This window comes from Arthrobacter sp. AQ5-05 (assembly GCF_003287975.1).
Lineage (GTDB): Bacteria > Actinomycetota > Actinomycetes > Actinomycetales > Micrococcaceae > Paeniglutamicibacter.
Map to the genome: position 1 here is coordinate 16,508 of NZ_QMKQ01000026.1, position 24,766 is coordinate 41,273.

At 60.2% G+C, this 24,766-nt stretch carries 24 protein-coding genes; 13 read left to right on the plus strand and 11 right to left on the minus strand.

From position 1 onward, the window contains the following. Positions 1–113 precede the first annotated feature (113 nt). From DQ353_RS17210 to DQ353_RS17220, 3 genes are all read left to right on the plus strand, one after another. A complete protein-coding gene (locus DQ353_RS17210; protein WP_113764416.1) occupies positions 114–1,637 on the plus strand; it encodes an FAD-dependent oxidoreductase in 1,524 nt (507 codons plus the stop codon). Positions 1,638–1,770: 133 nt separating this feature from the next. Next, positions 1,771–2,037 (plus strand): hypothetical protein, encoded by a 267-nt coding sequence (locus DQ353_RS17215; protein ID WP_113764417.1) that lies wholly within the window; start codon positions 1,771–1,773, stop codon positions 2,035–2,037. Between the two features lie 247 nt (positions 2,038–2,284). Next, on the plus strand, positions 2,285–2,593 hold the full coding sequence (locus tag DQ353_RS17220; protein ID WP_146755314.1) for a hypothetical protein: 309 nt from the start codon (positions 2,285–2,287) through the stop codon (positions 2,591–2,593). 123 nt (positions 2,594–2,716) lie between these two features. On the opposite strand, the gene DQ353_RS17225 is transcribed toward DQ353_RS17220, so the two are convergent. The 4 genes from DQ353_RS17225 to DQ353_RS17240 all read right to left on the minus strand — a co-directional run bounded on the left by DQ353_RS17225 (position 2,717) and on the right by DQ353_RS17240 (position 6,411). After that, positions 2,717–2,881, minus strand: coding sequence for an ISAzo13-like element transposase-related protein (locus tag DQ353_RS17225; protein ID WP_181578470.1), 165 nt, complete (start codon positions 2,879–2,881; stop codon positions 2,717–2,719). A gap of 395 nt (positions 2,882–3,276) precedes the next feature. Next, a complete protein-coding gene (locus DQ353_RS17230) occupies positions 3,277–4,428 on the minus strand; it encodes an acetyl-CoA C-acetyltransferase (RefSeq protein ID WP_113764420.1) in 1,152 nt (383 codons plus the stop codon). 13 nt (positions 4,429–4,441) lie between these two features. Beyond that, positions 4,442–5,245: an SDR family oxidoreductase gene (locus tag DQ353_RS17235; RefSeq protein WP_113764421.1), complete on the minus strand. Its 804-nt coding sequence runs from the start codon at positions 5,243–5,245 to the stop codon at positions 4,442–4,444. Continuing rightward, positions 5,242–6,411 (minus strand): acyl-CoA dehydrogenase family protein, encoded by a 1,170-nt coding sequence (locus tag DQ353_RS17240; RefSeq protein WP_113764422.1) that lies wholly within the window; start codon positions 6,409–6,411, stop codon positions 5,242–5,244. Before DQ353_RS17240 ends, DQ353_RS17235 begins: the two co-directional genes overlap by 4 nt. A 137-nt stretch (positions 6,412–6,548) precedes the next feature. On the opposite strand from DQ353_RS17240, the gene DQ353_RS17245 reads away from it, so the two are divergent. From DQ353_RS17245 to DQ353_RS17260, 4 genes are read left to right on the plus strand one after another with little or no spacing between them, the layout of a single operon-like run. Further along, positions 6,549–7,406 carry an enoyl-CoA hydratase gene (locus tag DQ353_RS17245; RefSeq protein ID WP_113764423.1) on the plus strand — a complete coding sequence of 286 codons (858 nt, stop codon included), beginning with the start codon at positions 6,549–6,551 and terminating at the stop codon, positions 7,404–7,406. Then, complete coding sequence (locus tag DQ353_RS17250) at positions 7,403–8,596, plus strand: acyl-CoA dehydrogenase family protein (RefSeq protein WP_220094048.1); 1,194 nt, start codon at positions 7,403–7,405, stop codon at positions 8,594–8,596. Before DQ353_RS17245 ends, DQ353_RS17250 begins: the two co-directional genes overlap by 4 nt. Beyond that, positions 8,593–9,579, plus strand: coding sequence for an acyl-CoA dehydrogenase family protein (locus DQ353_RS17255; RefSeq protein ID WP_113764424.1), 987 nt, complete (start codon positions 8,593–8,595; stop codon positions 9,577–9,579). Before DQ353_RS17250 ends, DQ353_RS17255 begins: the two co-directional genes overlap by 4 nt. 7 nt (positions 9,580–9,586) lie before the next feature. Next, a complete protein-coding gene (locus DQ353_RS17260) occupies positions 9,587–10,699 on the plus strand; it encodes an acyl-CoA dehydrogenase family protein (protein ID WP_113764425.1) in 1,113 nt (370 codons plus the stop codon). Between the two features lie 71 nt (positions 10,700–10,770). Here DQ353_RS17260 and DQ353_RS17265 read toward each other — a convergent pair whose 3' ends face one another. Next, a complete protein-coding gene (locus DQ353_RS17265) occupies positions 10,771–11,514 on the minus strand; it encodes an SDR family NAD(P)-dependent oxidoreductase (RefSeq protein WP_113764450.1) in 744 nt (247 codons plus the stop codon). 217 nt (positions 11,515–11,731) lie between these two features. Here DQ353_RS17265 and DQ353_RS17270 point away from each other — a divergent pair, with 217 nt between their 5' ends. Both DQ353_RS17270 and DQ353_RS17275 read left to right on the plus strand, forming a co-directional pair. Next, on the plus strand, positions 11,732–12,604 hold the full coding sequence (locus DQ353_RS17270; protein ID WP_113764426.1) for a CoA transferase subunit A: 873 nt from the start codon (positions 11,732–11,734) through the stop codon (positions 12,602–12,604). After that, positions 12,597–13,364 (plus strand): CoA-transferase subunit beta, encoded by a 768-nt coding sequence (locus DQ353_RS17275; protein WP_113764427.1) that lies wholly within the window; start codon positions 12,597–12,599, stop codon positions 13,362–13,364. Before DQ353_RS17270 ends, DQ353_RS17275 begins: the two co-directional genes overlap by 8 nt. A gap of 198 nt (positions 13,365–13,562) precedes the next feature. On the opposite strand, the gene DQ353_RS17280 is transcribed toward DQ353_RS17275, so the two are convergent. From DQ353_RS17280 to DQ353_RS17305, 6 genes are all read right to left on the minus strand, one after another. After that, positions 13,563–14,783, minus strand: a complete 1,221-nt coding sequence (locus DQ353_RS17280; RefSeq protein WP_113764428.1) for an acetyl-CoA C-acetyltransferase — start codon at positions 14,781–14,783, stop codon at positions 13,563–13,565. Further along, positions 14,783–15,598, minus strand: coding sequence for an SDR family oxidoreductase (locus DQ353_RS17285; RefSeq protein WP_113764429.1), 816 nt, complete (start codon positions 15,596–15,598; stop codon positions 14,783–14,785). Before DQ353_RS17285 ends, DQ353_RS17280 begins: the two co-directional genes overlap by 1 nt. 143 nt (positions 15,599–15,741) lie before the next feature. Next, a complete protein-coding gene (locus tag DQ353_RS17290) occupies positions 15,742–16,476 on the minus strand; it encodes an ABC transporter ATP-binding protein (protein WP_113764430.1) in 735 nt (244 codons plus the stop codon). Continuing rightward, on the minus strand, positions 16,469–18,160 hold the full coding sequence (locus DQ353_RS17295) for a branched-chain amino acid ABC transporter ATP-binding protein/permease (RefSeq protein WP_220094049.1): 1,692 nt from the start codon (positions 18,158–18,160) through the stop codon (positions 16,469–16,471). Before DQ353_RS17295 ends, DQ353_RS17290 begins: the two co-directional genes overlap by 8 nt. A gap of 134 nt (positions 18,161–18,294) precedes the next feature. Then, a complete protein-coding gene (locus DQ353_RS17300; RefSeq protein WP_113764431.1) occupies positions 18,295–19,152 on the minus strand; it encodes a branched-chain amino acid ABC transporter permease in 858 nt (285 codons plus the stop codon). A 77-nt stretch (positions 19,153–19,229) separates the two neighbouring features. Beyond that, complete coding sequence (locus tag DQ353_RS17305) at positions 19,230–20,441, minus strand: ABC transporter substrate-binding protein (protein WP_113764432.1); 1,212 nt, start codon at positions 20,439–20,441, stop codon at positions 19,230–19,232. 127 nt (positions 20,442–20,568) lie between these two features. On the opposite strand from DQ353_RS17305, the gene DQ353_RS17310 reads away from it, so the two are divergent. The 4 genes from DQ353_RS17310 (at position 20,569) to DQ353_RS17325 (ending at position 24,693) form a co-directional block, all read left to right on the plus strand. Next, entirely contained in the window at positions 20,569–21,336 is a 768-nt protein-coding gene (locus DQ353_RS17310; protein ID WP_113764433.1) for an SDR family NAD(P)-dependent oxidoreductase, read from the plus strand. A 110-nt stretch (positions 21,337–21,446) separates the two neighbouring features. After that, positions 21,447–21,974 (plus strand): acyl-CoA thioesterase, encoded by a 528-nt coding sequence (locus DQ353_RS17315; protein ID WP_113764434.1) that lies wholly within the window; start codon positions 21,447–21,449, stop codon positions 21,972–21,974. Beyond that, positions 21,975–23,390, plus strand: coding sequence for an MFS transporter (locus tag DQ353_RS17320; protein ID WP_113764435.1), 1,416 nt, complete (start codon positions 21,975–21,977; stop codon positions 23,388–23,390). It abuts the gene before it with no gap. Positions 23,391–23,478: 88 nt separating this feature from the next. Further along, a complete protein-coding gene (locus tag DQ353_RS17325) occupies positions 23,479–24,693 on the plus strand; it encodes an NADH:flavin oxidoreductase/NADH oxidase (RefSeq protein ID WP_113764436.1) in 1,215 nt (404 codons plus the stop codon). Positions 24,694–24,766: the final 73 nt, after the last annotated feature.

A 24,766-nucleotide genomic window follows, 5' to 3' on the forward strand; every position in this document is an offset into this window, starting at 1 on the left:
CCGGTCACTTCACAGACCTTCCATCCACTGAACGAGACCTGGCCCGACAACGCCCGAGGTGCACTGCTAGCCTGCGAGACATTTGTGGTTCGTTTACGAGAGGCTGTTCTTCCATGTCCGATGCCAAAATTACCCAAATTTCAGCTAAAGATGTCAATGACTGGGATTTCGAAGCCGACGTTGTCGTGGCCGGCTACGGAATCGCCGGGGTGAGCGCGGCAATTGAAGCTGCGCGATCAGGGGCCGAGGTGCTGGTCCTTGAACGATCTGCAGGATGGGGCGGGGCCGCCTCGATGGCGGGCGGGTTCATCTATCTCGGTGGCGGCACACCCTTGCAGAAAGCTTTGGGCTTCCACGACACCCCGGAAAACATGAAAGCTTTTATGAAAGCGGCTCTCGGTCCGGGAACTGACGAGGACAAGATTGACGTCTATTGCGACGAAAGCGTGGACCACTACAACTGGCTTCTCGACGCCGGCGTCTCCTTCAAAGAGTCCTACTGGGGGCAGCCGGGCTGGGAACCGCCGTACGACGACGGACTGATGTATTCCGGCGGCGAGAATGCGGCGCCTTTTTGCTCTCTGATTCCCCCTGCGCCGCGCGGGCATGTGCCGCAGATGTCAACAAAGAGAACCGGCGAGCAAGGCGGTGGCTATATGCTCATGAAGCCTCTCGTCGAGACTGCCGAAAAGTTAGGTGTCCACGCAGAATACGACCTTCGTGTTCAGAGCCTAGTCGTTGATGACGCTGGCCGAGTCGTGGGTGTCGCGTCCAGGCGGTACGGCAAGGACGTCTACGCCAAGGCACGAAGGGGCGTGGTTCTAGCGATGGGTAGCTTCGCCTACAACGAGGACATGGTCCGACAGAATGCTCCCCGAATCTTCGGGCACCCCGCCGCATCCATTGAGGCGCACGACGGCAGAGCCATCCAGATGGGTCAGGCGCTAGGCGCGGAGACTGCTCACATGGATGCAACCGAGGTCGCCTTCTTCTGCGATCCGCAATTATTGGTGCGTGGAATCCTGGTCAACGCCCGCGGTCAGCGCTACATCACCGAGGACACGTACCCCGGACGAATTGGACAGGCCACTTTGTTCCACCAAGACAACCAGGCTTTCCTGATCATCGACGAGGCAGCGTTCGACGAAGGTTTTGCGAGTGAATCTGCGACCCCGGAGTTACTGCTGCAACCGACATGGGTTGGCGAGACGACCGGAGATCTGGAAGTTGAAATTGGGCTTCCAGCCGGCAGCCTGCAATCCACTGTCGAGTTGTACAACCGACACGCTGCCGAGGGCTCTGACCCACTGCTAGGCAAGAATCCGCGGTGGGTCAAACCGTTGGGAACTCCCATCGCCGCAATTGACTTGCGAGGTCGCACCGGAGGCTTCACCCTCGGAGGGTTGAGGACGGATGTCGACTCCCGAGTGCTACATGTCTCCGGCAATCCCATTCCAGGACTATTTGCCGCGGGTCGTTGCACTTCGGGAGTATGCGCCGGGGGCTACGCCAGCGGAACGAGCCTAGGTGACGGCAGTTTCTTCGGTCGTCGCGCAGGCGTGAGCGCGGCGCAGGAAACAAACGATCACCAGGTGACGGCATCCGCACGGAGAGCTAACCCAATGCCATTGGGTTAGCGGCCGGGGCATGGGGTCAAGAACCGTCGAATCGGCGTGACTTGAAGGGGAATTGGGTGTGGCTCCTGTTTGGGTAGTTCGGTCCACCAAGACTGATCCACCCCCACGGGAGCCACAATGTTAGATTGTTGCCATGAATCCTTCCGCGGGGGTATTCGATCCCGGGCATCTGGGCGAACTGACCCGCGTCGTCCCGGCCGAGATGGTCGATGCGGCGCTCTGGGACCGCAGCTTCGCCACCTATGACTTCTTCCGCGAGGTGGCCGCCACGGGCGCGGATTCCCTCTTCCGCGCCAAGACCGACGAAAAGGCCATGAAACTGCCGGTCCTTGCCGAGCTGGCCGATGGTTCCTACCTTTCGCCGCGGGCCAACGCGTCCGGGTCATCGATGCCGCACTGACTACCAGCACCGAGGCCAAGACCAGCACCACCGAGTACCGGCTGGTCACCACGATCCTTGACCTCCGCCAAGCACCCACCCAGAAGATAGTCAGCCGTTACCACGGGCGATGGGAGATCGAAACGGCATACTGCGAGCTGAAATCACGCATCCTGGGCGGCGGGGTGCTGCGGGGCGGCACCCCGCCGGGGCGGTCATCCCGGAAAGCTGGCCGCTGCTGACCTGCTGCCATATCCTGCGCACCGCGATGACCGATATGACACTGGAACACCCCGACATCGACCCCGACCGTTTGTCCTTCAGCATCGCCCTGAACACCGCGCGCGACGAGGTGATCCAGGCCCGCGGGATTCCCGCTGAAGCCTTGATCGACTTGGTCGGACGCATCGGGTCCGCGGTCCTGGCCGAGGTGATGCCCAAGCGTCGGATCCGCACCGGTGTCAGAGTGGTCAAACGGGCGGTCTCCAAATACCGCGCCAAGACCCGGGATGTCGGCCGCCGGACCTATCCCGCACCGCTCTCCACGACGATCTTGAGGACCGACCCCGCGCCCTAACCGAATGGCATTGAAGCAAACCCGCATTTTTGGGTCATGGCAGTAGCGGCTGTGTCGCCGCCGCGGCATCGATTCCGATACCGCGAAGTGCCCATGCCCCCAGTGCTAGCGGTGGGTTTTGGCCTAGTCGTTGAAGTATCGAAACTGCGCGTCGCGGTCCGGGCCCTGATCGCCCTCCCGGGTCTTGGCGTTGGACTGCAGGCTGAAACCCGCCCGGTGCAACAGCCCGACGACGGTGTCCGCCGCGAAGACGGCATCGCGTGCCCCACGTTCGTCCGGTCCGTCCAACGCGAGCAACTACTGCAGCAGCCCGGTATCCATCTCGGATATCCGCTCGCGTCCCCCACCGGGCAGACGCGTACTGCCCAGCGGCGTTTCACCTGTATCCAGATCGTGGATTCCCCGCAAGGCGGTGTGCTCCGAGGCTCCCGCTGCCCGGCCCACCATCTTGACCCCGCCATGCCCAACACCCGGACCTCGACCCCATCGACAAACAACGCAGCCGCTCATCCCGATGCCGCCACCCCGGGAAGTAGCGCCAGTAGTTTAGCGACATCTCCTAACGGAACAACGTCGGGGCTAATGACTCCGCACAGCTTGACATTTTTCGCTGGACGCCAAAAACCGGGACCTACAGATTCGCAAATGTGGATCCAGCAGATCCCGGTCAGCCATGAGTCTTTTTAGAGCCGTTCGATGATGGTGACATTGGCCTGACCGCCGCCTTCACACATCACCTGCAGGCCGTAACGCCCACCGGTGCGCTCGAGTTCGTTCAGCAGCGTGGTCATTAAACGGGTGCCGGTGGCACCAATCGGGTGGCCCAGCGCGATGCCTCCACCGTTGACGTTGACCTTGCTGCGGTCAATGCCAAGCTCCTGCATCCAGGCCAGCACCACCGGGGCAAACGCCTCGTTGCATTCAAAAAGGTCGATCTCATCAACACCCATGCCGGCTCGTTCCAGCGCGTACTTGGTCGCGCGGATTGGACCGGTGAGCATCCAGACCGGATCATCGGCACGCACCGAGATGTGGTGGATGCGGGCGCGCGGCTTCAGCCCGTGCTCGTCGACGGCTTTTTGCGAGGCGATCAGCATGGCGCTGGCACCGTCGCAAATCTGCGCGGCCACCGCAGCGGTCAACCGGCCGCCCTCCGAGAGCGGATCCAGCGACGCCATCTTCTCCAGGGTGGTCCCCCGGCGGATGGTTTCATCCTGCTCCAGTCCATTGAGCGGAACGATTTCTGCATCAAAACGGCCCTCGTCTGCAGCAGTTGCGGCACGCTGGTGGCTTTCGAGTGCAAACTGTTCCATGGTCTCGCGGGCAACGTCCCATTTTTCCGCGATCATTTCCGCGGCGCGGAACTGGGAGACTTCCTGGTCCCCATACCTGGCCACCCAGCCCGGGGACTCGGCAAACGGGGTGGTGAATCCGAAATCGGAACCGGCGATCATGGCGGCGGAAATCGGGATTGCGGACATGTTCTGCACGCCCCCGGCAATGATCAGATCCGCTGTTCCGGACATGACGCCCTGCGCCGCGAAGTGCACCGACTGCTGGCTGGAACCGCACTGGCGGTCGATGGTCACCCCCGGAACATGGTCCGGCAGGCCGGCGACCAGCCACGCGGTACGGGCAATGTCGCCCGCCTGCGACCCGAGGGTGTCGGTGCACCCGAAGATCACGTCGTCAACCGCACCAGGATCGACTCCGGTGCGTTCCATGAGCGCGGAAATCACGTGTGCGCCAAGGTCGGCGGAGTGGATCTGCGCCAGGGAGCCGCCGCGGCGTCCAACCGGGGTACGTACAGCATCAATAATGTAGGCTTCACTCATTGTTCTTGCTCCTTTATGCCTGTTGGCTGCTCACCGGGACAACTTCACCGGTCATGTATGAGGAATAGTCACTGGCCAAAAACACCATGACATTGGCGATTTCCCAGGGTTCGGCCGCCCGGCCAAAGGCCTCACGGGAGGTCAGCTGCTCAAGCAGCTCCTCGGAGGTGACCTTGGCCAGGAACGGGTGCATGGCCAAGGACGGAGCGACCGCGTTGATGCGGATGCCATGCGGTGCAACGTCCATGGCCGCGGAACGGGTCAGAGCCATGACGCCGGCCTTGGCCGCGGCGTAGTGGGCCTGGCCTTCCTGGGCACGCCAACCAATGACCGAAGCGTTGTTGATGATCACGCCCTTGGTGTTGTTCTTGACCATGCGCTGGCTTGCAGCACGCACCGAGCGGAAGGTCCCGGTCAGCGTGACGTTCAGGACCTTGTCCCACTGCTCGTCTTCCATCTCCAGGATGGAGGCGGTGCCGCCCAGCCCGGCATTGTTGATCATGACATCAACCCCGCCGGCTTCCTCCGCGACGTCCAAGAGCGCCTGGACCTGGGCTTCGTCGGTGACATCGCATACTGCGAAACGCACCCGCTCGGCACCGAATTCCGCACCCAGCTCGGTGGCAGAGGCCTCGAGACGTCCAGCGTGGGTGTCACCCAAAACCACCAGTGCGGCGCCTTCTTCGAGGCAGCGGCGCGCGGCGGCGGCGCCGATTCCGGCACCCGCGGCGGCGGTGATCACCACGCGGCGGCCGGCGAGCAGGCCATGGGCCTTGACGTAGTCGGGAGCTGGTTGTGCAATGCGTGTCACGGTCATACTCGTGCCTCCTTGGGCAAGCCGAGCACACGCTCGGCAATCACGTTTCGTTGGATTTCGTCCGAGCCGCCGTAGAGGGTGTCGGCTCGGCTAAAGAGATAGAGCGACTGAAGCTCATCGAGTCGGTACGGGGCTTCGGCGACCGTCAGGCCACCGGAACCGGCAACAGCCATGGCCAATTCGCCCAGTGAACGATGCCACGGCGCCCACAACAACTTGGTGATCGAGGCTTCGATGCCCTGCTCGCCGCTCAGCGTGCGCAGCCCGTGCATGCGCAGCATGTCCAGGCCCATGTGGGCTTGGACAATCCTGTCTTGGATCAGCGGGTCGTTAATGGCTCCGTTGCTGCGGGCCAGATCGATAATGACCTGCAGCTCGCCCTGGAACGCGATCTGTTGGGCCAGCGTGGAGACTCCGCGTTCAAATCCGAGGGTTCCCATGGCCACCGACCAGCCGGCACCCGGTTCACCGACCACAAGGTCCTGATCGGTTGTGGCACCGTCAAAGAACACTTCGCTGAATTCCGAGGTTCCGGTCAACTGGAGGATCGGCCGGATTTCCACGCCGTCCTGATCCATCGGAACCAGCAGGTAGGACAGCCCCCGGTGCTTTTGTGACCCGGCTTCGGTGCGGGCAATAACAAAGCACCAATTGGCGGTGTGCGCCAGCGAGGTCCACACCTTCTGCCCGTCAATGACCCATTTGCCGTCTTCCAGCCTGGCCTTGGTGGAGACCGAGGCCAGGTCGGAGCCCGCACCGGGTTCCGAATATCCCTGGCACCAGAGCTCCTCAACGGCAATGATGCGCGGCAAAAAGCGGGCTTGTTGTTCCGGCGTCCCAAAGGCGATCAGCGTGGGCCCCAGCAATTCCTCGCCGAGGTGGTTTACACGCGCCGGCGCGTTGGCCCGGGCATATTCCTCGTGGAAAATGACCTGCTGTTGCAGGCTCAGCCCTCGTCCACCGTGTTCCTTGGGCCAGCTGACACAGCTCCAGCCGTGTGCAGCCAGATGACGGTTCCATTCCAGGCGTTCCGCAAAGGCCTCATGTTCTCGGCCCGAACCGCCCAGCCCGCGCAGACGGGCAAATCGGCTGACAAGATTTGATTCGAGCCATTGGCGGATCTCTTGCCGAAACTCGTTGTCTTGAACCGAATAGTTCAAATCCACGGCTACACCTCACTCTCGATATCCATTGGTCACATGTTCAAACTTCGCTTATGCTAGCAAACCAAGCACTTGTTTGGTTAGTCTAGTCCCAGGCAAGTTTTCCAGTTGACCAAGTGAGGCAGGAAGGGAGCGAAACGATGAGTGAGAGCAACATTCAAGACGTCATCACCTACGAGGTGCGCGGATCCACGGCAATCGTGAGGCTAAACCGGCCCGATTACCGCAACGCGCAGAACTCGAAAATGACCTATGCGCTGGACGCCGCATTCACCAGGGCAGTCAACGACGACGCGGTGAAGGTCATCGTGCTGGCCGGGAACGGCAAGCACTTCAGCGCCGGACACGACATCGGCACCCCGGAGCGGGATGCCGACCAGAGCTTCGAACGCAAGGCGGTCATGTGGTGGGACCATGTGGGAGCCGAGGGCGTCGACTCGCGCTTTGCCCGGGAGTCCGAGGTCTATCTGGGGATGTGCCGACGCTGGCGCGAACTCCCCAAGCCCATGATTGCCATGGTCCAGGGCGCGTGCATTGCCGGCGGACTGATGCTGGCCTGGTCTTGTGACTTCATCGTCGCCAGCGAGGATGCGTTCTTCTCCGATCCGGTGGTTCGCATGGGAATTCCGGGGGTGGAGTACTTCGCCCATCCGTGGGTCATGAACCCGCGCGCCGCCAAGGAATTCCTCTTCACCGGGGACCGTTTCAGCGCTCGGCGGGCCCACGATCTGGGCATGGTGAACCACGTGGTTCCGGTCGCCGAGCTTGAGAAGACAGTCCTCGACATGGCCGAGCGCATTGGCGCCATGCCACGCCTGGGACTCGCCCTGGCCAAAAAAGCAGTAAACCAGGTCGAGGACCTGCAGGGCATGCGTGCCGGCATGGACTCGGTTTTTGGGTTGCATCATGCGGCCCATGCACACAACGCAGAGGTCGGCAAGGATTCGCTGGCCGGAATGGGAGCCAAGAGCATGCGTGAGGCGGCCGCACAATCATGAACACCGACACAATGAACCTTGACCTGAGCGAGGAACAGCTCGCATTTGCTGCCGAGGCACGCGCCTGGCTCGCCGAGCATGTTCCCGCAACGCCGTTGCCCTCAATGGACACCGCCGAAGGCTTTGCCGCCCACCGTGCGTGGGAGGCCGAGCTTGCCCGCGGCGGCTGGTCCGTGGTCTCCTGGCCCGAAGAATTCGGTGGCCGCGGAGCCGGCCTCATCGAATGGGTGCTCTTCGAGGAAGAGTACTACCGCGCCGGCGCACCGACCCGCGCCGCACAAAACGGTATTTCACTGCTTGCACCAATCCTTTTCGGGCATGGCACCGACGCCCAGCGCGAACGTTTCCTGCGCCCCATGACCGATGGCTCACTGATCTGGGCGCAGGCCTGGTCGGAGCCGGAATCCGGCAGCGACCTGGCCTCCATCCGCAGCACCGCGCGGCGCGACGAGGAACGCGGCGGCTGGATTCTCAACGGCCAAAAAACCTGGAGCTCCCGTGCCCCCTGGGCGGATCGCGGCTTTGGGCTGTTCCGCTCGGACCCCGCGGCCCAGCGCCACCGCGGTTTGACCTATTTCCTGTTCCCGCTGGACGCCGAGGGCATCACCATCCGCCCGATTGCACAGCTGGATGGCACCACCGGTTTTGCCGAAATTTTCCTTGACGACGTGTTCGTTGCCGATGAGGATGTGCTTGGCGAGCCGGGCGACGGCTGGCGGGTTGCCATGAGCACCGCCGGCAACGAACGCGGACTGTCGCTGCGCTCCCCCGGACGCTTCTGCGCCGCCACCGATCGACTGATCGATCTCTGGCACACCCACCAGGAACAGGAACCATTGGCCCAGGACGCGGTCGTGGATGCATGGATCAAGTCCGAGGCCTACCGCCTCTACACCTGGGGCACCGTCAGCACCCTGCAGGACGGCGGCGACGTGGGTGCCGAAGGCAGCGTCAACAAGGTGTTCTGGTCCGAACTGGACATTGCACTGCATGGCACCGCCCTGGCGCTGCTGGGCCCCGAGGCCGAGCTTCGCGGTCCCTCGGCAGTCTCCAATGGCCGCTGGATCGAGGACTACGTCTTCTCGCTGGGCGGTCCCATCTATGCGGGAACCAACGAAATCCAACGCAACATCATCGCAGAACGTCTACTTGGCCTGCCCCGCGGCGGCGACGGAAGGAAAACGTCATGAAATTCGTGATCAGCGACGAACAACGAGCCCTGGCAGAGGCCCTCGAACAGATTATTGAGGGGGCCGGCGGAACCGGTGTTGCCCGCGCCTGGGCAGCCGGCGATCGGGCCCCGGGCCAGGAACTTTGGGCACATCTCGCCGAGCTGGGAATGCTCGGACTGTGCATCGACGAGGCCGACGGCGGCATGGGCGGCACACCGGTCGACCTCGTGGTGGCCTTTGAACAATTGGGGTATCACGCGGTCCCCGGACCGTACCTGGAATCCGCGGCACTGCTCCCGGACTTGGTGAACCCCGCCATTCGCGAGGGACTGATAGACGGCTCGGTCATCGCCACCGCCGCCATCCCCGGACTTCTCACCTATGCGCTCGATTCGGCCTCCAGCACCCACAGCTTCATTGTGAACCCGGATTCCATCTCCTTGGCCAAGGCCGGTGAACCAATAGGTTCCATCGACGAGACCCGCACACTGAGCGAATTGCAGGCAACGGAAAGCGCAACGACACTCGATGAACAGCTGGTGGCAACCGCCATCGACCGGGCCACGCTTGGCTGCGCAGCGGTCCTGTTGGGCGCCGGGGAACGCTTGCTCCATGAGGCCGTCGAATACGCGAAAATCCGTCGCCAATTTGGCCGTGCCATCGGCGAGTACCAAGCGCTCAAGCATCAACTGGCCGACGTTCGGGTGGCACTGACCTTCGCGCGCCCCTTGATCAACGGCGCAGCCTTGGACCTGGGCAGCCCGGCGGGTCCGCGCAGCGTCTCTGCCGCGAAGGTTGCCGCGGGCGATGCGGCGCTGCTCGCCGCTCGTGTGGCACTGCAGGTTCACGGGGCCATCGGTTATACCCAGGAACACGACCTGAGCCTGTGGATCACCCGAGTGCATGCCCTGCTGGGCGCATGGGGCACCGCCAGGTATCACCGCAACCGCGTGGCGTCCTTCATCCTGTCCCCCGTCTCCCAGCTGGCGCCGGTTGCGTGAGAGCGGCATGGACTTCTCACTGACCGACGAGCAAAACGAGCTGGCCAAGACCCTTCATGCAGTGTTGGAACGCCACGCGGATTCCGCCGCCGTGCGCCAGGGAGCAGAGTCGGAGCTCGGTTATGACAAAGATCTGTGGCGCATACTCGCCCAGGAGGTCGGGGTCGCCTCGCTGGCGATCCCGGAGGAATATGGCGGTGCGGGCTGCAACTGGATTGAAACCGGGCTGGCCTTGGAAGTGCTCGGCTACCATCTGGCCCCCAGTCCCCTGCTGGCCTCCGGCGTGCTGGCAACCGCAGCGTTGCTGGAAGCCGCGGATGCAGACGCCTGCGAACGGATACTGCCGGAAATCGCCGAGGGAAGCAGCATCGCAACGCTGGCCTGGGCAACTGCGCAGGGACAGTGGGAAACCACGCGCAGCGACATCACCGCCACGCACCATGGCCAATGGGTGCTTAACGGAACCGCAAGCCTGGTGCTTGACGGGCAATCCGCGGACATCATCCTGGCTGTTGCTTCCACCCCGGCCGGCATCGGGCTCTTTGAAGTGCTTGATGCCCAGAATGTTGCCCGGGTGCAGACTCCTGCCATGGACACCACGCTGAGCTTTGCGACGCTGGATTTTTCACATGTCGAGGCACGGCCGCTCTTGCTGGATGCCGGCAAGGCACTGGAAAAGATCCGGGACATCGCCTTGGTTGCGCGCGCTTGCCTGCAGGCCGGGACCGCGCGGCGCGGGCTGGACATGACGGTTGAATATTCCACGCAGCGGGTCCAGTTTGGCCGGCAGATTGGTTCTTTCCAGGCGCTCAAGCACCGCATGGCGGACATGCTGGTGCAGGTGGAAACCGCGCGCACCGCGGCCTGGACGGCTGCCTGGTCCGCCGGTACCGACGCCCCGGATCTGCCCGAACGGGCGGCCATGGCCGCGGCGTGGTGTTCGGATGCCCTGGAACACATCGCCTCGGAATGCGTGCAACTGCATGGGGGCATTGCCATCACCTGGGAACATGATGCTCAGCTGCTGTTCAAACGGGCCCACGCAACGGCGCAGCTCTTTGGGCAGGCCCGCTCGCATCGGCAACGCCTGGCTGCCCTGCTGGGAATTGGCGCGGTCTAGGAGCCACAAGCCTCCCGGTGCGGTGTTGCTCCTGGCTTGGACAAGGAGCAACACCGCACCGAAATGACAAGCTAAGCCGTCGAGCCCCCGTCGACCACGAAGTCCTGGCCGGTGCAATAGCTACTTGCCTCACTGGCCAGGAACGCGACCATGGTGGAGATTTCACGTGGTTGGCCCGCCCGCGGAATCGGATTTTGGGTGATCATGCCGACGCCCGCTCGGGTATCGGGATCGCTCATGACGGTGTCGACAGCGCCCGGGCAGATGGTGTTGACCCGGATTCCAAATTGCGCGTATTCCCGCGCCACGGATTTCCCTACCCCGCGCAAACCCCATTTCGAGGCAACATAGGGTGCCCGCCCCGGGTAACCCACCAAGGCCGCGGTCGAGGCGATATTGATGATTGAGCCGCCGTTCTCGCGCATGGCCGGCAATACCGCCTGCATGCCAAGCATCGGCCCCACGAGATTGATATCCAGGGTTTTGCGTAGCTGTGCTTCGCTGGTTTCCGCGAGCTCTCCCACCGGGGCGATCCCCGCGTTGTTGATCAATACATCGATGCCTCCAAAATGCGCCACCGCAGTTTCCACTGTCGCATGCCAGTCCGTTAGCGAACTGACGTCATGGCCCAGGGCAATGACGTCGCTTCCCAAAGATTCGGCCACCGCTGCCATCGCGGCTTCCTCAAGATCGGTAAGCACCAGCTTGGCGCCCAACCCGTGCAGCATTCGGGCGTGCGATACTCCTTGCCCTCCGGCGGCACCGGTGAGCACCACGACCTTGTCTTTCAGGTCGATAATCGGGTCGTTTTCCATGTTTTCTCCAGTGCTTTGGTTCTTGAATGTGCCGGGCAGGACTTCGGCCAAATTGTTTTCCGGAACCGGCAACCCCCGAAACGTCCTAGTGAAAGCGGTTTGCCTGAGGGCAATCCTGATGGCTGGTATGACCCCGACAGTCCCCTTCCGAACATGCTAGCCTTACAACCAAGCGAGCGCTAGGTTTATTATTTTTCCAAGAAATGAGGGACACCACATGCCTGACAAACGAATAGAACTCAGTGATGCGGTTGCGTCGATTGAGTCCGGAATGACCATCGGCATCGGTGGCTGGGGATCACGGCGCAAGCCCATGGCAATCGTTCGCGAATTGCTGCGCAGCGACGTCAAGGACCTCACCGTGGTATCGCTTGGTGGCCCGGATGTGGGGCTGCTGGTGGCTGCGGGCAAGGTACGCAAGCTGATTTACGGCTTCGTCACACTGGACAGCATCCCGCTGGATCCGCTGTTCACGGCAGCCCGCGAACGCGGCGAGCTTGAGCTGCAGGAATACGACGAGGGTATGTTTGTCACCGGGCTGCGTGCCGCAGCAAACCGGCTTTCCTTCCTTCCCACCCTGGCAGGAATCGGGTCGGATGTGCTTGCCGCAAATCCGCATCTCAAGACCATCAAGTCCCCGTACTCGGACGATGAATACGTGGCGGTCCCGGCCATCACCATGGATGTTGCCTTGATCCACGCCAACCGTTCCGACACAGCCGGGAACATCCAGTTCCTGGGACCGGACCCGTACTTCGACGACCTGTACGCGATGGCCGCAACCCGGACCTTTGTCAGCACCGAAAAGATCGTTCCCACCGAGAACCTGCTCGACGAAGGATCCTTCCACACCCTGATGCTCAGCCGCATGTACGTCACCGGGGTCATCGAGACCCCAAAGGGCGCGCATTTCACCACCTGCGAGCCCGATTACGGTCGCGACGAGCTCTTCCAGAAGCACTATGCGGCCTCGGCCAAGGACCCGGCGGCCTGGGAGGCTTTCACCGCGCAGTTCCTCACGGGCGATGAAGCAGCCTTCCAAGCAGCAGTTGAACGTTTCCACGCAGAACAGGAGAAATCCCTTGTCTAACGACGTCACCATTGCCGAGATCTGCGTTGCAGCATGCTCGGACATCTACCGCGAGTCCGGTGAGTTGCTGGCCCATGCCGTGGGCATTGTCCCAACCATTGGCGCACGCCTGGCCAAGCTCACCCACTCGCCGGACATCATCCTCAGCGACGGAGAGGCCTTCATGATGAGCGAACCGCCGGCACTGGGCAAGTCCGCGGCGCACGGTGGAACCATCGAAGGCTGGGCGCCTTTTAGCCGCATCTTTGACATCGTTGCCACGGGCCGCCGCCAGAGCATCATGGGCGCCAGCCAGATCGACCAGTACGGAAACCAGAACATCTCGTTGATCGGCGACTGGAAGAAGCCCAAGCGCCAGCTCATCGGAGTGCGCGGGGCACCCGGAAACACCGCCAACCACCGCGTGGACTACTGGATAGCCCGACACGGCGCACGCTTGTTTGTTGAGTCGGTGGACATGGTTTCCGGCGTGGGCAACGACCGGGCCAAGGCAGCAGGTCTCAAACACCACCACCTGGGTGTCATCATCACCAACCTTGCGGTGCTGGGTTACGACGAAAGCGGCCGAATCAAGGTCCTTTCGGTACACCCGGGCGTAGACCCGCAGGAAGTCACCGACAACACCGGCTTCCCCCTGGAGGCCTCAAAGGCGCCGGAGACCCGCATCCCAAGCGACGAGGAACTGCGCCTCATCCGTGAGGTCATCGATCCACGCGCGGCCCGCAACCGCGAAGTGCCGATACCACAGCCGGTCGGCTAGAAAAAACGCATATGGCTCGGGTCGGAAAGCTGCAGTGCAGCTTTCCGACCCGAGCCTTTTGCGTGCGCTGTCCATACGGCCAGAGCCATGTCCTGCCATTTAGCACAACACCGTCTTGAGCAAAAAGCGCGTGCCATGGGACTCCCATGACACGCGCTTATCCTTGTGACTGAGGGCTTTCGCCTCGGCCCGCAGCCGCTAGTTCAAGCGCTCCAGCACCAATGCCATGCCTTGGCCGCCGGCCACGCACATGGTTTCAACTGCGAACTGTTCGTCGCGTTCCCGCAGGGCATTGATTGCGGTGGTGGTCATGCGTGCGCCGGTCATGCCAAACGGGTGGCCCAGTGCGATCGCGCCGCCATTCACGTTGACCTTCTCCGGATCGATCCCGATTTCGTCGATCGAGGGCAACACCTGGGCCGCAAAGGCCTCGTTGAGTTCCATGATGTCCATGTCCTTGATCGACATCCTTGCGTTGGAAAGCGCGCGACGCACCGCCTCCACGGGGCCCAGGCCCATCAGCTCCGGTGTCATCGCCGCCACTCCGGTGGAAACGATGCGGGCCAAGGGCTTGAGCCCCAGTTCGTTGGCCTTGGTGTCGCTCATGATCACCAGTGCCGCCGCGCCGTCGTTCAACGGGCAGCAGTTGGCTGCGGTCACGGTTCCGTGTTCGCGGAACACCGGCTGCATTCCCGCCAGCTTCTCCAACTGCACTCCGGCACGTGGCCCGTCATCGGTTGATACAACGCTTCCATCGGCAAGCGTGACCGGGGTGATGTCCTTGGCCCAGAACCCGCGGGCCGCCGCGGCCTCCGCTTTGTGGTGGCTGTGCACCGCCCACTCGTCCTGTGCCGCACGTGAAACGTTGCGCAACTGTGCAACGTTCTCGGCGGTATCCCCCATGGCGATGTAGATATCCGACAGTTCCCCCTTGAGCCGGGGATCGTTCCAGCTCAAGGTGGGATCGGCGGCCAGCGCTGCGGTGCGTTCCATCGCTGCCGTGAATGCCGGGTTTTTGGTGTCCGGCATGCCGTCGGACTTGCCCGCGCCGAAGCGAGAAACGGTTTCCACGCCCGCGGAAATGAAGGCGTCTCCCTCGCCGGCCTTGATGGCGTGGAACGCCATGCGGGTGGTCTGCAGGGACGATGAGCAATAGCGGTGCACGGTAGTTCCCGGCACCGAATCGAGCCCGAGCTGCATGGCCACCATGCGAGCAATGTTGTAGCCCTGCTCGCCGGCGGGCTGGGCGCAGCCCATCATCAAGTCGTCAATGGTGCTGGCATCAAGTTCAGGTACCGCGGCAAGTGCCGCCTGCACCATCTGTGCCGCCAGGTCGTCGCCGCGCATTTCACGCAAGGACCCCTTGAATGCTCGTCCGATCGGCGAACGAGCCGTGGAAACGATTACTGCCTCAGCCATCAGTGTGCTCCTTCTACTGCTAGTTCAAGTGGTTTCAAAACTTCGGCGTTGGGAGTGTGGGCCAGGAACGCCGGCCATTCGCCGCCGCCATCGACGTCAAGCACTGCGCCGGTGATATGTGCTGACAGATCCGAGGCGAGCATGACGCAGGCTGCCCCGATATCACTCGGGGTGGCCAATTGGCCGCGCGGGATGGTTGCCGCAACATTGGCGTAGCTTTCCTCATCGCCGTAGTGGTCCACGGCGCCCTCTGTCGCAACCAATCCACAGCTCACGGCATTCACCCGAATATGTGGCGCCCATTCAACGGCGAGGCTGGCCGTGAGGCTCTCCAAGGCTGCCTTGGCCGCACCGTAAACCGCCGTCCCGGGGCTGGGCCGGCGGGCGCTGATGGAGGTGATGTTCACGATCGAGCCCTTGTCCGGCTGTCGCAGCATGATCGGCTGCACAGCGTTGGCCACATGGGCGGCCGACAAGAAGTTCAATTCCGTGATTGCCTGGTGGTAGCGGGCCGAGCCTTCTTCAAAGCGGCCGAACGGCGAACCTCCGGCGTTGTTCACCACTACGTCAATACGGCCCCGGCGCTGCTCGATATCCGCCACCCAGGCTTGGACCTGTTCGGCTTTGCGCACGTCCACAACGCTGAAATGCACGGAGTCGCTTCCGGCGGGGTGCTCCTTTTCGGGAAAACTGCGCCCGCAGATCTCCACCACTGCGCCGGCGTCAAGGAACGCCTGGACAATCCCCGCGCCCACGCCGCGGGCGCCGCCTGTCACGAGCACTACGCGCTCCTTGAAATCAATAACGATCGACATCGTTTACCTATCCTTCCTCACCGCGATACTGTTGGCTTTACCAAACAAACGCTTGTTTTATTTTGGTTGTGGTTTCGTGCGGATGAAAACCGTGCCTAGGTGGGGCCGCCGCAATCGGCGGTTACCCTACCTAGGCAGGAAAGCTACGAAGCCGTGCCTACACCAAAGTAGGCATCTTGAAGCTGGTCAAGGCTGATCGTAGATGCGGGCCCCGCGAGAATTGTTCGCCCCATGTCAACAACCGAGACTTCATCCGAAATTTCCAGTGATTCCTGTACAGCTTGCTCCACAAGAAGGATGCCAAGGCCCATGGCTTTAAGCGCGTGCACGCGTTCCATCACCTCTTTGACAATCGATGGGGCCAAACCCTGGCTTGGTTCATCAAGAATAAGCAGCTGCGGCTTAGCCATTAGCGCTTGGCCGATGGCCAACATTTGTTGTTGACCACCAGACATGCTGGCGGCAGGTAACGCACGCTTGTCCCCCAAAATCGGGAAGAATTCGTAGATCTCACTTACTGCCTCCAGCAGTGCCCGTTTCTTCAAACGCGTCGAGAACCCACCCAGAAGCAAGTTCTGTTCAATGGTGAGTTCATGAAACACTCGCTTGCCTTCCTGCACATACGACATTCCCCGAGCTACTCTTCGGTGAGCCGGAACTTCACCAAGCTTTGCACCAAGGTAACGGACTTCGCCACCATATGTTTTGTTCAATCCCGTTATGGCACGCAGCGTTGTGGTCTTGCCTGCACCATTGCGGCCAAGCAAAACTGTAATTTCGCCACGGCGAACCGTCAGAGATACATCCCTCACGACTTTCAGATCACCATAACCGGTCTGCAAATGTTCAACTTCAAGCAATAGCTCGCCGCTAGTCATTACCCGCTCCTATCAAATTCGAGCCATCCGCGTCATTGATCACACCGAGGTATTCCTCCATCACGCGAGGGTTCCTCTCAATCTCAGCTGGCGTCCCGTGTGCCATGACGGTGCCCTGCGCCAACACGTAGATCTCGTCTGCGAGGCGGAGAACCAACTGGAAATTATGCTCGACAATGACAACAGTCAGTCCTGCATCGCGAAGTCGATTCACTAGATCTGCCAAAACATCGAGTTCGTCTTCGTCCAACCCGGAAGCCACCTCATCAAGCAAGATCACTTTAGGGGCTCCGATTAGGCTGCGGGCCACTTCAAGCAAGCGGCGATTGCCCAGTGGTAACGCGTCAGCGTCTGAATCGCGTTGCTCTCCAAGGCCCACGAGATTTAGCACTCTTTCGGCTTCCAACCGGTCCTCACGTCGGATGCGCTTAAACTTCGGCGTGCGAAGTATTGCTTGCAGAATCGACACACGTTCCGTGGCGTAGCGTCCGGCTTCCACCGCCTCGATAACACTTAGCTTCTCAGGAATATTGGGCGTTTGGAACGTACGAGAAACCCCAGCACGAGCAACACGATACGACGACAGTCCGTGAATTTCCTCAGTATCAAGAGCGATGCTGCCCTCGTCCGTAGAGTAGTAGCCGGAGATCATATTCAAGAGTGTCGTTTTGCCTGAACCATTCGGACCAATGATTGCCGTTACAGCTCCTGGCTTTGCTTCAACACTGACCTGCGAGAGTGCCTGGTTACCACCAAATGATTTCGAAATCGATTCAACCATTAGTCGTGCACCCTGAATAGGAGCGACTTCGGCCGTAGCTGCGGGAACCAGTTGAGAACCGACACGTTCCCGGGCCAGCTTGTCAAGCTTCCTGACCAGATTCTGCCCCAATCCAGCGATGCCTCCGCTGAAAAGCACTCCCCCGGACAATAGAAACAGGCCAGTAATGATTAGACCGTATTCCTGGAAATTGGTCGCCTGATTCATTCCGAACTGCAGAACGGCGGCTCCAATCAATGCACCATAGATGCTGGCTGATCCTCCGAAAACGGATGCTGCAAGCACCGTCATCGCGACTGTGAACGTAAACGCCTCCGGGGATATGTACATATCAAGGTTGGCGAAAAGGACACCAGCTAAGCCCGCGGGCAACGACCCAAGCGCATAAGCAGTAAGTTTCATCCGGAATACCGAGATACCCACCGAAGAAGCAAGTACCGGGCTCTGCTTGAGCACACGTAGAGCAGTTCCATGGCGTGACACAACGATGTTTCTCATGCAAGCGAACCAGACGATCGTTACAACGACTACCAAAAGGTAATACTGTTTTTCGCTCATGAGCTGCCCAAAGAGCGTTGGGGGAACGATTCCCGTTAGTCCATTACGCCCGCCCGTTGATTCCTTGAAAATCGATAGGATATCGGGCACCAAAAGGATCAAGAAGAACGACGTCATGGCCAACGACCAGCCGCCTAGCCGCAGACCAGGAATTCCGGAGATGAGTCCGACTCCAAGTGCTACGAGAGCCCCGGCAAGAAGCTGGATCCAAATTTCAGTGACACCAGCTTTGCTAATGAGACCCGCAGTGTAAGCACCCGCTGCATACATGGCGATGTGCCCCATTGCCAGTTCACCGGCGTAGCCTAAATTGAGGTTCAATCCCGAAACAATCAAAGCGAGCATGAGTGAGAGCATCACCTGTCGCGTCATACCGTACGACATACCCAAGAAAGGCATGAATAGAAGTACCACGCCCACGCCCACTGGCAAGATCCATGTGGGTAGCGCACGAGCTTTCAGCCACAGCGATAACACTATTACACCGTCCGTTCTTTGCGACGGGTAAAGAGACCCGTCGGTTTCGCCATGAGGATGACGACCAGAATGATAAACACGCTCAAATTTGCGAAATCCGCACCAATGTAACGGCTGGCAAGCGCTTCGGCGAGTCCGACAATGAGTCCGCCGGCCAGGGTTCCCGAAAGCGAGCCAAAGCCGCCGATTGCCAGGACCACGAAGCCTTTCAGCGCCAATGAGGCACCGAGTGTGGCCACCGCATATGTTTTTGGCCCTACGAACAACCCCATGGCTCCGGCCAGAACACCGGTAAAGGCGAAAGCCAGGAAGGCGAAACGGCGTACGTCAACGCCACGCAGCTGTGCCGCCTCGCGGTTCTCGCTCATTCCCATGAGAGCGATCCCAACCAAACTGTGCTTTGCAAACTGGGTGAGCGCAACGACCAACAAGATAACAACTAGAACTAAAGCGATTTCTACTGGATAGACATTTCCACCGAGTACCTCGACAACCCCATCGCCAGCAAAGAACGGAACTCGGTAGGGCTCGCCACCCCAGATCAATTGAGCGACACCTTGAAGGATGATCGAGGCTCCGAGGGTTGTGACCAAAAGATTATGCATATCCTTTACCGGCCGGATAGCGATTCGTTCTTCCAGGGCTGCGATTGCACCAATAATTATGGCCGCACCAATCCCCACCAGCCACCAGTGCAGACCTAGGACGACGATACCCAGATAGGTAATGAATGCACCCAACATCATGAGAGAGGCTTGCGCGAAGTTGAATGTTTTTTGCGAGAGAAACACGATGTTGTAGCCGATGGCAACAAGAGCGTAGACCGCACCGATAGCCATGCCAGACCAGATAATCGTCATCGAATGTCCTGTTCTAGTGTCATTTTTGGGTGTCAACCGCATCGTGGGTGCCGAAGCCACCCACGATGCGGCATCGATTACTGGAACTGTCCGTTGACCAGTTTCGACGGCGAGATAAAGACGAAGTGCTCAGGTGCCATGTGTGGTGCATGTGCGTCCTTGGCAAATGAGTACTTTGGAATCATCTGCGTGTTGGCGGCTTCCTGCACCTTATTGTCGACGAGTGCGGCCGACAAGGACTCGGCGTCCAGCGAGTTCGCCGACTCTGCTGCAGCCTTCAAGAGCCACATGGAGTCATAGTTGTAGGCAAGAATGAGCGATGAACCGATCGTTCCGGTCTCTGCCATCAGCTTGACCGCGGCGTTTAGTTTCTCGTTCTTCGGATCGTACTTCGTGCTTTGGAAGACCTGCATCGTGAGATTCTCGACTTGGCTCGTACCGAGGACTCCCGTCGGAGGCTCGGTGGCAATCAGGCTGGTCGCCGCCACCGAATTGTTGCCGATTACCGGGATATCCCACCCGAGCTTTTCGATTCCCTGCAATACATATGCCAGTGGTGCCCCGTAAGAATCCAACACGAGGACATCGGGATTTCCGCTCTTGAGCCGCTCCAGCTGCGGCGTCATGTCGAGCGACGCGTTGTCATATCCTTGATTTCCGCTAACGGTCAGCCCAGAGGCCGCGAACGTAGATTCCGTTAGCTTGCCAAAGAGTTCTCCGGTTGCACTGGAACCATGGAGCACTGCAACATTCTGGTGCTTTTGATCCTTTATCTGCGGCACGAATCCATCGATGTAGTCCTGAACGCTGGGTGAAAGATCGAAGTTGTACGGACTCACGCCCGGGTCTGCGGAGGTGGCCGTTGGCCCAATGTTGAATGACAGGATTTTATTCTGGGTCAAGATTGGCAAAATAGCTTCGGCAACCGTCGAAGGCCCGGAGTTCATGACAGCTACAGGCTTGTTTCCGGCGGACAGCTTTTCGCGCAGTTTTGTGACGGCAACCGTTGGATCCGCCCGGTCATCGATAACTTCGATTTCAATTTGCTTGCCCAGGATTCCACCGTCTGCATTTACAGCTGCCACCGATGCCTGTGCGGCAGTAACCGACGTTGCCGCATTGTTGGCCAGAACTCCCTCAGCACCAATGCCGCCGAGAACGATTACCTTAAGCGGACCATCCGGGTTGTTCTCGCCAGCAGCGGACGACGTGCTGCCTGCACATCCAGTCAGGGCCATGCCGGCTACTGCCAATGAAGCGACTACCAATTTTGCCTTTGTGCGACGCATGTACACACCTTTCAGTGTCCAGGAATTAGCAACCTAACGCTTGCTACATCGAGCATAAGGCCTACTCGTTCAGATACCAAGCATGCGTTTGCTTGGAATCAATGAAGGTGGGTGATAGCTTGCCTTTATGACACACAGACCCGACAAATCTGGAGAATCCCGTGGAATAGCACTAGTCACCGGAGGTTCTGGCGGGATCGGTTCTGCAGTCGTGCGGCGCCTCGTGGCCGACGGGCAGAAAGTTGCTTTCACATACAGAAACAACGCGCCTAGTGAACTCTTGACAGATCTGGGCGAGCAGGTCGAAGCCCATCAACTTACATTGAGCGATTTAGTTGCCGCAGAAAAACTGATTGGAGGCTTACTCGATCGCCACGGTTCAATCCACACACTTATTCATGCTGCGGGACCACACGTTCCCATGGTCCATCTTTCCCACGTTACGCCCGATCAATTCGCGGAACAGGTCAATGCTGATCTCGTAGGGTTCTTTAACATCGTTCATGCAGCACTGCCCGCTTTGCGATCATCGACTGGGTCAATAGTCGCTGTCACCTCTGCCGCAACATCGAGATATCCAAAACGAGACGGACTCTCGGCTATCCCCAAGGGCGGTGTTGAAGCAATGGTCCGGGCACTTGCCGTAGAAGAAGGTCGCTACGGCGTACGCGCCAACTGCGTGGGTCCCGGAATGTTAAACGACGGCATGGCAGCACGTCTCATCGCCGCGGGTGACCTTGATGAACGTTCCTTGGCAATCACTAGCAGCAACATACCCTTGGGTCGTTTTGGCACATCCCACGATATTGCTGAGGCGGTTGCCTTTCTGGCTTCTGATCGAGCTGATTTCATCTCCGGTCAGAACCTCAATGTGGATGGGGGCTATAGCGTCTAGGCCGAGCAATCGGTGTCCGTTTGATTGCTCAATGGGACATGGGGTTCTGAGATCGAAGAATTGACTTAGCCTGTTGGATCAATCGGAGTCCACAACACCCGGGAGCCAATATGAACGTCACTACCCCTCTCTCAAGGCAAGCCCCTGTCCACCAGCACACGCAAAGACTGAGCTACGCAGACACCGACCCTGCCGGAATTCTCTATTACGCAACGTGGTTCCCCCGCATGGAGGCATTACAAACCGAATGGCTGTTTCTCAAGGGGTTCCGGCAAGACACACTGCTCGATCGCTTTGGGTGGTGGACAGTGTCACGGGCTACGCATTGCGATTACCTGCAAGCCGCGCGGTTGTTTGAAGAAATCACGATGGAACTGCGCATCGGGGAAATCGGAATCTCCTCGGTGCGCTTCGACTTTGAAATGTGGCGCCGCGCAGACGAAACTCTCGTGGCTACCGCATCAAACTGGCTGGTTACGGTGTCACCGGATCAACGGCCAATCAGGATCCCGGAGAACTTCCGTGAGGTTCTCACTTCCGGTTCCAACTGTTTCACCAGGAATCCAGACAGCCCTCCGGCAGAGAACCCGGCGAGCGCAGGCCTTGACCACCACTTAGCGATCGGACCGGACCACTAGATGCATCAAAGCAAAGCCACGGGTATTCAACGGCTCACCGTGGCAATCCTCGCGGCAAGCGGAATGCTCGCGTCATTGCAATTCACGCTGTTTGTGCCTTCGCTTCCAGACATCGCCGGAGCACTGGAAGTTTCAGCCAATGATGCCACCTGGGTTGTCACCATTACGCTGCTCAGTGGAACGGTTGCGACACCAGTGTTGGCACGCATGGCAGATATGTATGGTCGCCGCCGGTTACTGCTGGTTGCCCTTGCCCTTCTGGTTTTGGGGGCATTCATCGCCGCTTGCGGCATGACCTTTGCCGTCGTCTTGGCTGGACGGGCCCTCCAGGGATTCGCCAGCTCAATCATTCCGATCGGCATGAGCCTGTTGCGCGACATCCTGCCCCCGCAACGGGCCGGATCCGCGGTGGGATTGATGAGCGGGACCGTCGGTGTTGGCTCCGCCGGGGGTCTCCTGCTTTCCGGAACGTTGACCGAGTGGTTGGGTGTGGGGGCCCTCTTCTGGTTCACGGTCATTGCCGGAACACTCATTGGGCTGCTCCTTCTTTTCGTTGTTTCCGAAAGCACCGAATATGCCGGAGGCAGGTTCGACTTCATTGGCGCATTCTTGCTTGCCGCAATCCTGTCTCCCGTCCTGTTGATAGTCTCCAAGGGCAGCGAACTGGGCTGGACGAGTCCCGCGGTCCTCTCGATGCTCCTCCTGGGCTCGGTGGCGTTGCTACTGTGGGTACCCCAACAGCTACGTCGCAGCAATGCCGTGATTGATCTGCGCACCGCTTTCAAGCGGCCGGTTTTCCAAACCAACCTTGCAACCTTCTTCGCCTCAATCGGCATGTTCGGCAACCATCTGCTCACGGTCCATGAGGTCCAAGCGCCTGAAGGCATCGGAGCAGGCCTGGCGATGGGCCCGGCAAGCGCCGGATTGACCATGGTGCCCGCGGCCATAGCCATGGCAACGCTGTCACCGGTCGCGGGGCTTCTGCTGAACCGGCTTGACGGACGATTTCTGTTGGCAATTGGTACGGCAACAATGTCTTTGGCCTTCGTCTTCCGGCTCATGGTCAATGGCAGTTTGGTGACAATCGTTATTGGAGCAACCCTTGTGGGCGTCGGAACCGCATTAAGCTACGCCGCCCTGCCCACGCTGATCATGGGCTACGTACCGCGGTCTGAGGCGGCTGCAGCCAATGGTATAAATTCCCTGCTTCGCACCCTGTCCGGTGCCGTGGCCAGCGCAATGTTCGGCCTTCTGCTCTCCAGCTCCGCGATCGCATCCGGAGGTGTCGAATACCTTACCCAGACAGGTCTTTCCATGGCATTTGCGGCAATCGCGGCCAGTTGCGCTTTCGCTGCGGTGCTGGCGCTCTGGCTCCCCGCGCACCAGCCATCCACCATGAAAGTATCCGTTCCATGAAATTGGTCGTGAATGCCCGTGGCGCCGGCCCATCCCACCCACCGGGCCTGCCCGAACAAGAATTCTTGGTGATTCGTACAGTGTCATCATGAACAATGACGTGGACTCCGTAGACCCCCGTGCCCGGGCGCTCTTTGCGCCACTGACAATTCGTGGCACCACCCTTCCGCTGCGTGCAGGGGTCTCACCCATGTGCATGTATGGTTCCGTTGACGGAATGGTCTCCGACTTCCATCTGGCGCATCTGGGACGTTTTGCCTTGGGCGGGGCCGGACTGGTGATCGTCGAGGCCACCGCCATCGAGCCACGAGGACGCATCTCGCATCATGATGTGGGGTTGTGGAAGGACGAACAACTTGAGGGCATGAGCAGAATTGCGGCCCTCCTCGAAGCGAATGGATCGGTCCCGGGAATCCAGCTCAGCCATGCGGGGCGTCGCGCTGCCGTGCGCGAGCCGTGGTTCGCCGGCGCTCCCCTGGACGATACGGATGCGGCGCTTGGACTGCCGCCTTGGCCGATCATCGGGCCTTCCGCGGTGCCGGCGGGTCCTGAGGGATGGCAGACACCTCATGAACTCACCGTCGATGAGATCGACCACTCCATCGAACAATGGGCCGCTGCCGCACGGCGCGCCCGCAGCGCGGGGTTCCGGTTTATCGAGCTGCACGGTGCCCACGGTTACCTGCTGCATTCCTTCCTTTCTCCGGTTTCCAACCAACGGACCGATGGCTATGGCGGGGATGCGGTAAAGCGCATGCGTTATCCCTTGGAAGTCATTCGTGCCGTGCGTGAGGCACTGGGAGACGACGCGATTCTTGCCTATCGGGTTTCCGCCGTTGACGGAGCGCCCGAGGGCGGCATGGGACTGCACGACGTGGTCGAATTTGCGCGGCATGCGGTGGAAGCCGGCGTTGATGTCATTGACACCTCCTCCGGGGGGATCAGCGCGGACCGTTCAACCGATACCCGTGTGCGTCGGGGGTTCTCCTTCCATGCCGATTTTGCGCACGAGCTCAAGAGCCAAACCGGTGCGCTGGTGGCCTGCGTGGGATTCATTGTCGACCCGGAACAGGCCAGCTTGCTGATCGAGGAAGGCTACACCGATATCGTGCTGCTCGGTCGGGAAATGCTTGACAACCCCAATTGGGTGCATCATGCGCGCCGCAGCCTCGGCACCGACGAATTCGACCACTGGCACCAACGCTATGGCAGTGCGTTGGGCCCGCGGTTGAGTTCCCTAAAGAAGCTTGCAGAATCCGGCGAGACCCCGCTGAGCCGTTTCAACCAGTATTCGGGCATCTAGCGGCGAGAACTTCCCCGCTACCAAAAAATGATGGGTCGCTTCCTGCCTAACGGTGGGAGGCGACCCATCGGTC

Coding starts and splice junctions, on each gene's coding strand:
- DQ353_RS17210 (WP_113764416.1), top strand. CDS start 114: ATGTCCGATGCCAAAATTACCCAAATTTCAGCTAAAGATGTCAATGAC.
- DQ353_RS17215 (WP_113764417.1), top strand. CDS start 1,771: ATGAATCCTTCCGCGGGGGTATTCGATCCCGGGCATCTGGGCGAACTG.
- DQ353_RS17220 (WP_146755314.1), top strand. CDS start 2,285: ATGACCGATATGACACTGGAACACCCCGACATCGACCCCGACCGTTTG.
- DQ353_RS17230 (WP_113764420.1), bottom strand. CDS start 4,428: ATGAGTGAAGCCTACATTATTGATGCTGTACGTACCCCGGTTGGACGC.
- DQ353_RS17235 (WP_113764421.1), bottom strand. CDS start 5,245: ATGACCGTGACACGCATTGCACAACCAGCTCCCGACTACGTCAAGGCC.
- DQ353_RS17245 (WP_113764423.1), top strand. CDS start 6,549: ATGAGTGAGAGCAACATTCAAGACGTCATCACCTACGAGGTGCGCGGA.
- DQ353_RS17250 (WP_220094048.1), top strand. CDS start 7,403: ATGAACACCGACACAATGAACCTTGACCTGAGCGAGGAACAGCTCGCA.
- DQ353_RS17255 (WP_113764424.1), top strand. CDS start 8,593: ATGAAATTCGTGATCAGCGACGAACAACGAGCCCTGGCAGAGGCCCTC.
- DQ353_RS17260 (WP_113764425.1), top strand. CDS start 9,587: ATGGACTTCTCACTGACCGACGAGCAAAACGAGCTGGCCAAGACCCTT.
- DQ353_RS17265 (WP_113764450.1), bottom strand. CDS start 11,514: ATGGAAAACGACCCGATTATCGACCTGAAAGACAAGGTCGTGGTGCTC.
- DQ353_RS17270 (WP_113764426.1), top strand. CDS start 11,732: ATGCCTGACAAACGAATAGAACTCAGTGATGCGGTTGCGTCGATTGAG.
- DQ353_RS17280 (WP_113764428.1), bottom strand. CDS start 14,783: ATGGCTGAGGCAGTAATCGTTTCCACGGCTCGTTCGCCGATCGGACGA.
- DQ353_RS17285 (WP_113764429.1), bottom strand. CDS start 15,598: ATGTCGATCGTTATTGATTTCAAGGAGCGCGTAGTGCTCGTGACAGGC.
- DQ353_RS17290 (WP_113764430.1), bottom strand. CDS start 16,476: ATGACTAGCGGCGAGCTATTGCTTGAAGTTGAACATTTGCAGACCGGT.
- DQ353_RS17295 (WP_220094049.1), bottom strand. CDS start 18,160: ATGCTCGCTTTGATTGTTTCGGGATTGAACCTCAATTTAGGCTACGCC.
- DQ353_RS17300 (WP_113764431.1), bottom strand. CDS start 19,152: ATGACGATTATCTGGTCTGGCATGGCTATCGGTGCGGTCTACGCTCTT.
- DQ353_RS17305 (WP_113764432.1), bottom strand. CDS start 20,441: ATGCGTCGCACAAAGGCAAAATTGGTAGTCGCTTCATTGGCAGTAGCC.
- DQ353_RS17310 (WP_113764433.1), top strand. CDS start 20,569: ATGACACACAGACCCGACAAATCTGGAGAATCCCGTGGAATAGCACTA.
- DQ353_RS17315 (WP_113764434.1), top strand. CDS start 21,447: ATGAACGTCACTACCCCTCTCTCAAGGCAAGCCCCTGTCCACCAGCAC.
- DQ353_RS17320 (WP_113764435.1), top strand. CDS start 21,975: ATGCATCAAAGCAAAGCCACGGGTATTCAACGGCTCACCGTGGCAATC.
- DQ353_RS17325 (WP_113764436.1), top strand. CDS start 23,479: ATGAACAATGACGTGGACTCCGTAGACCCCCGTGCCCGGGCGCTCTTT.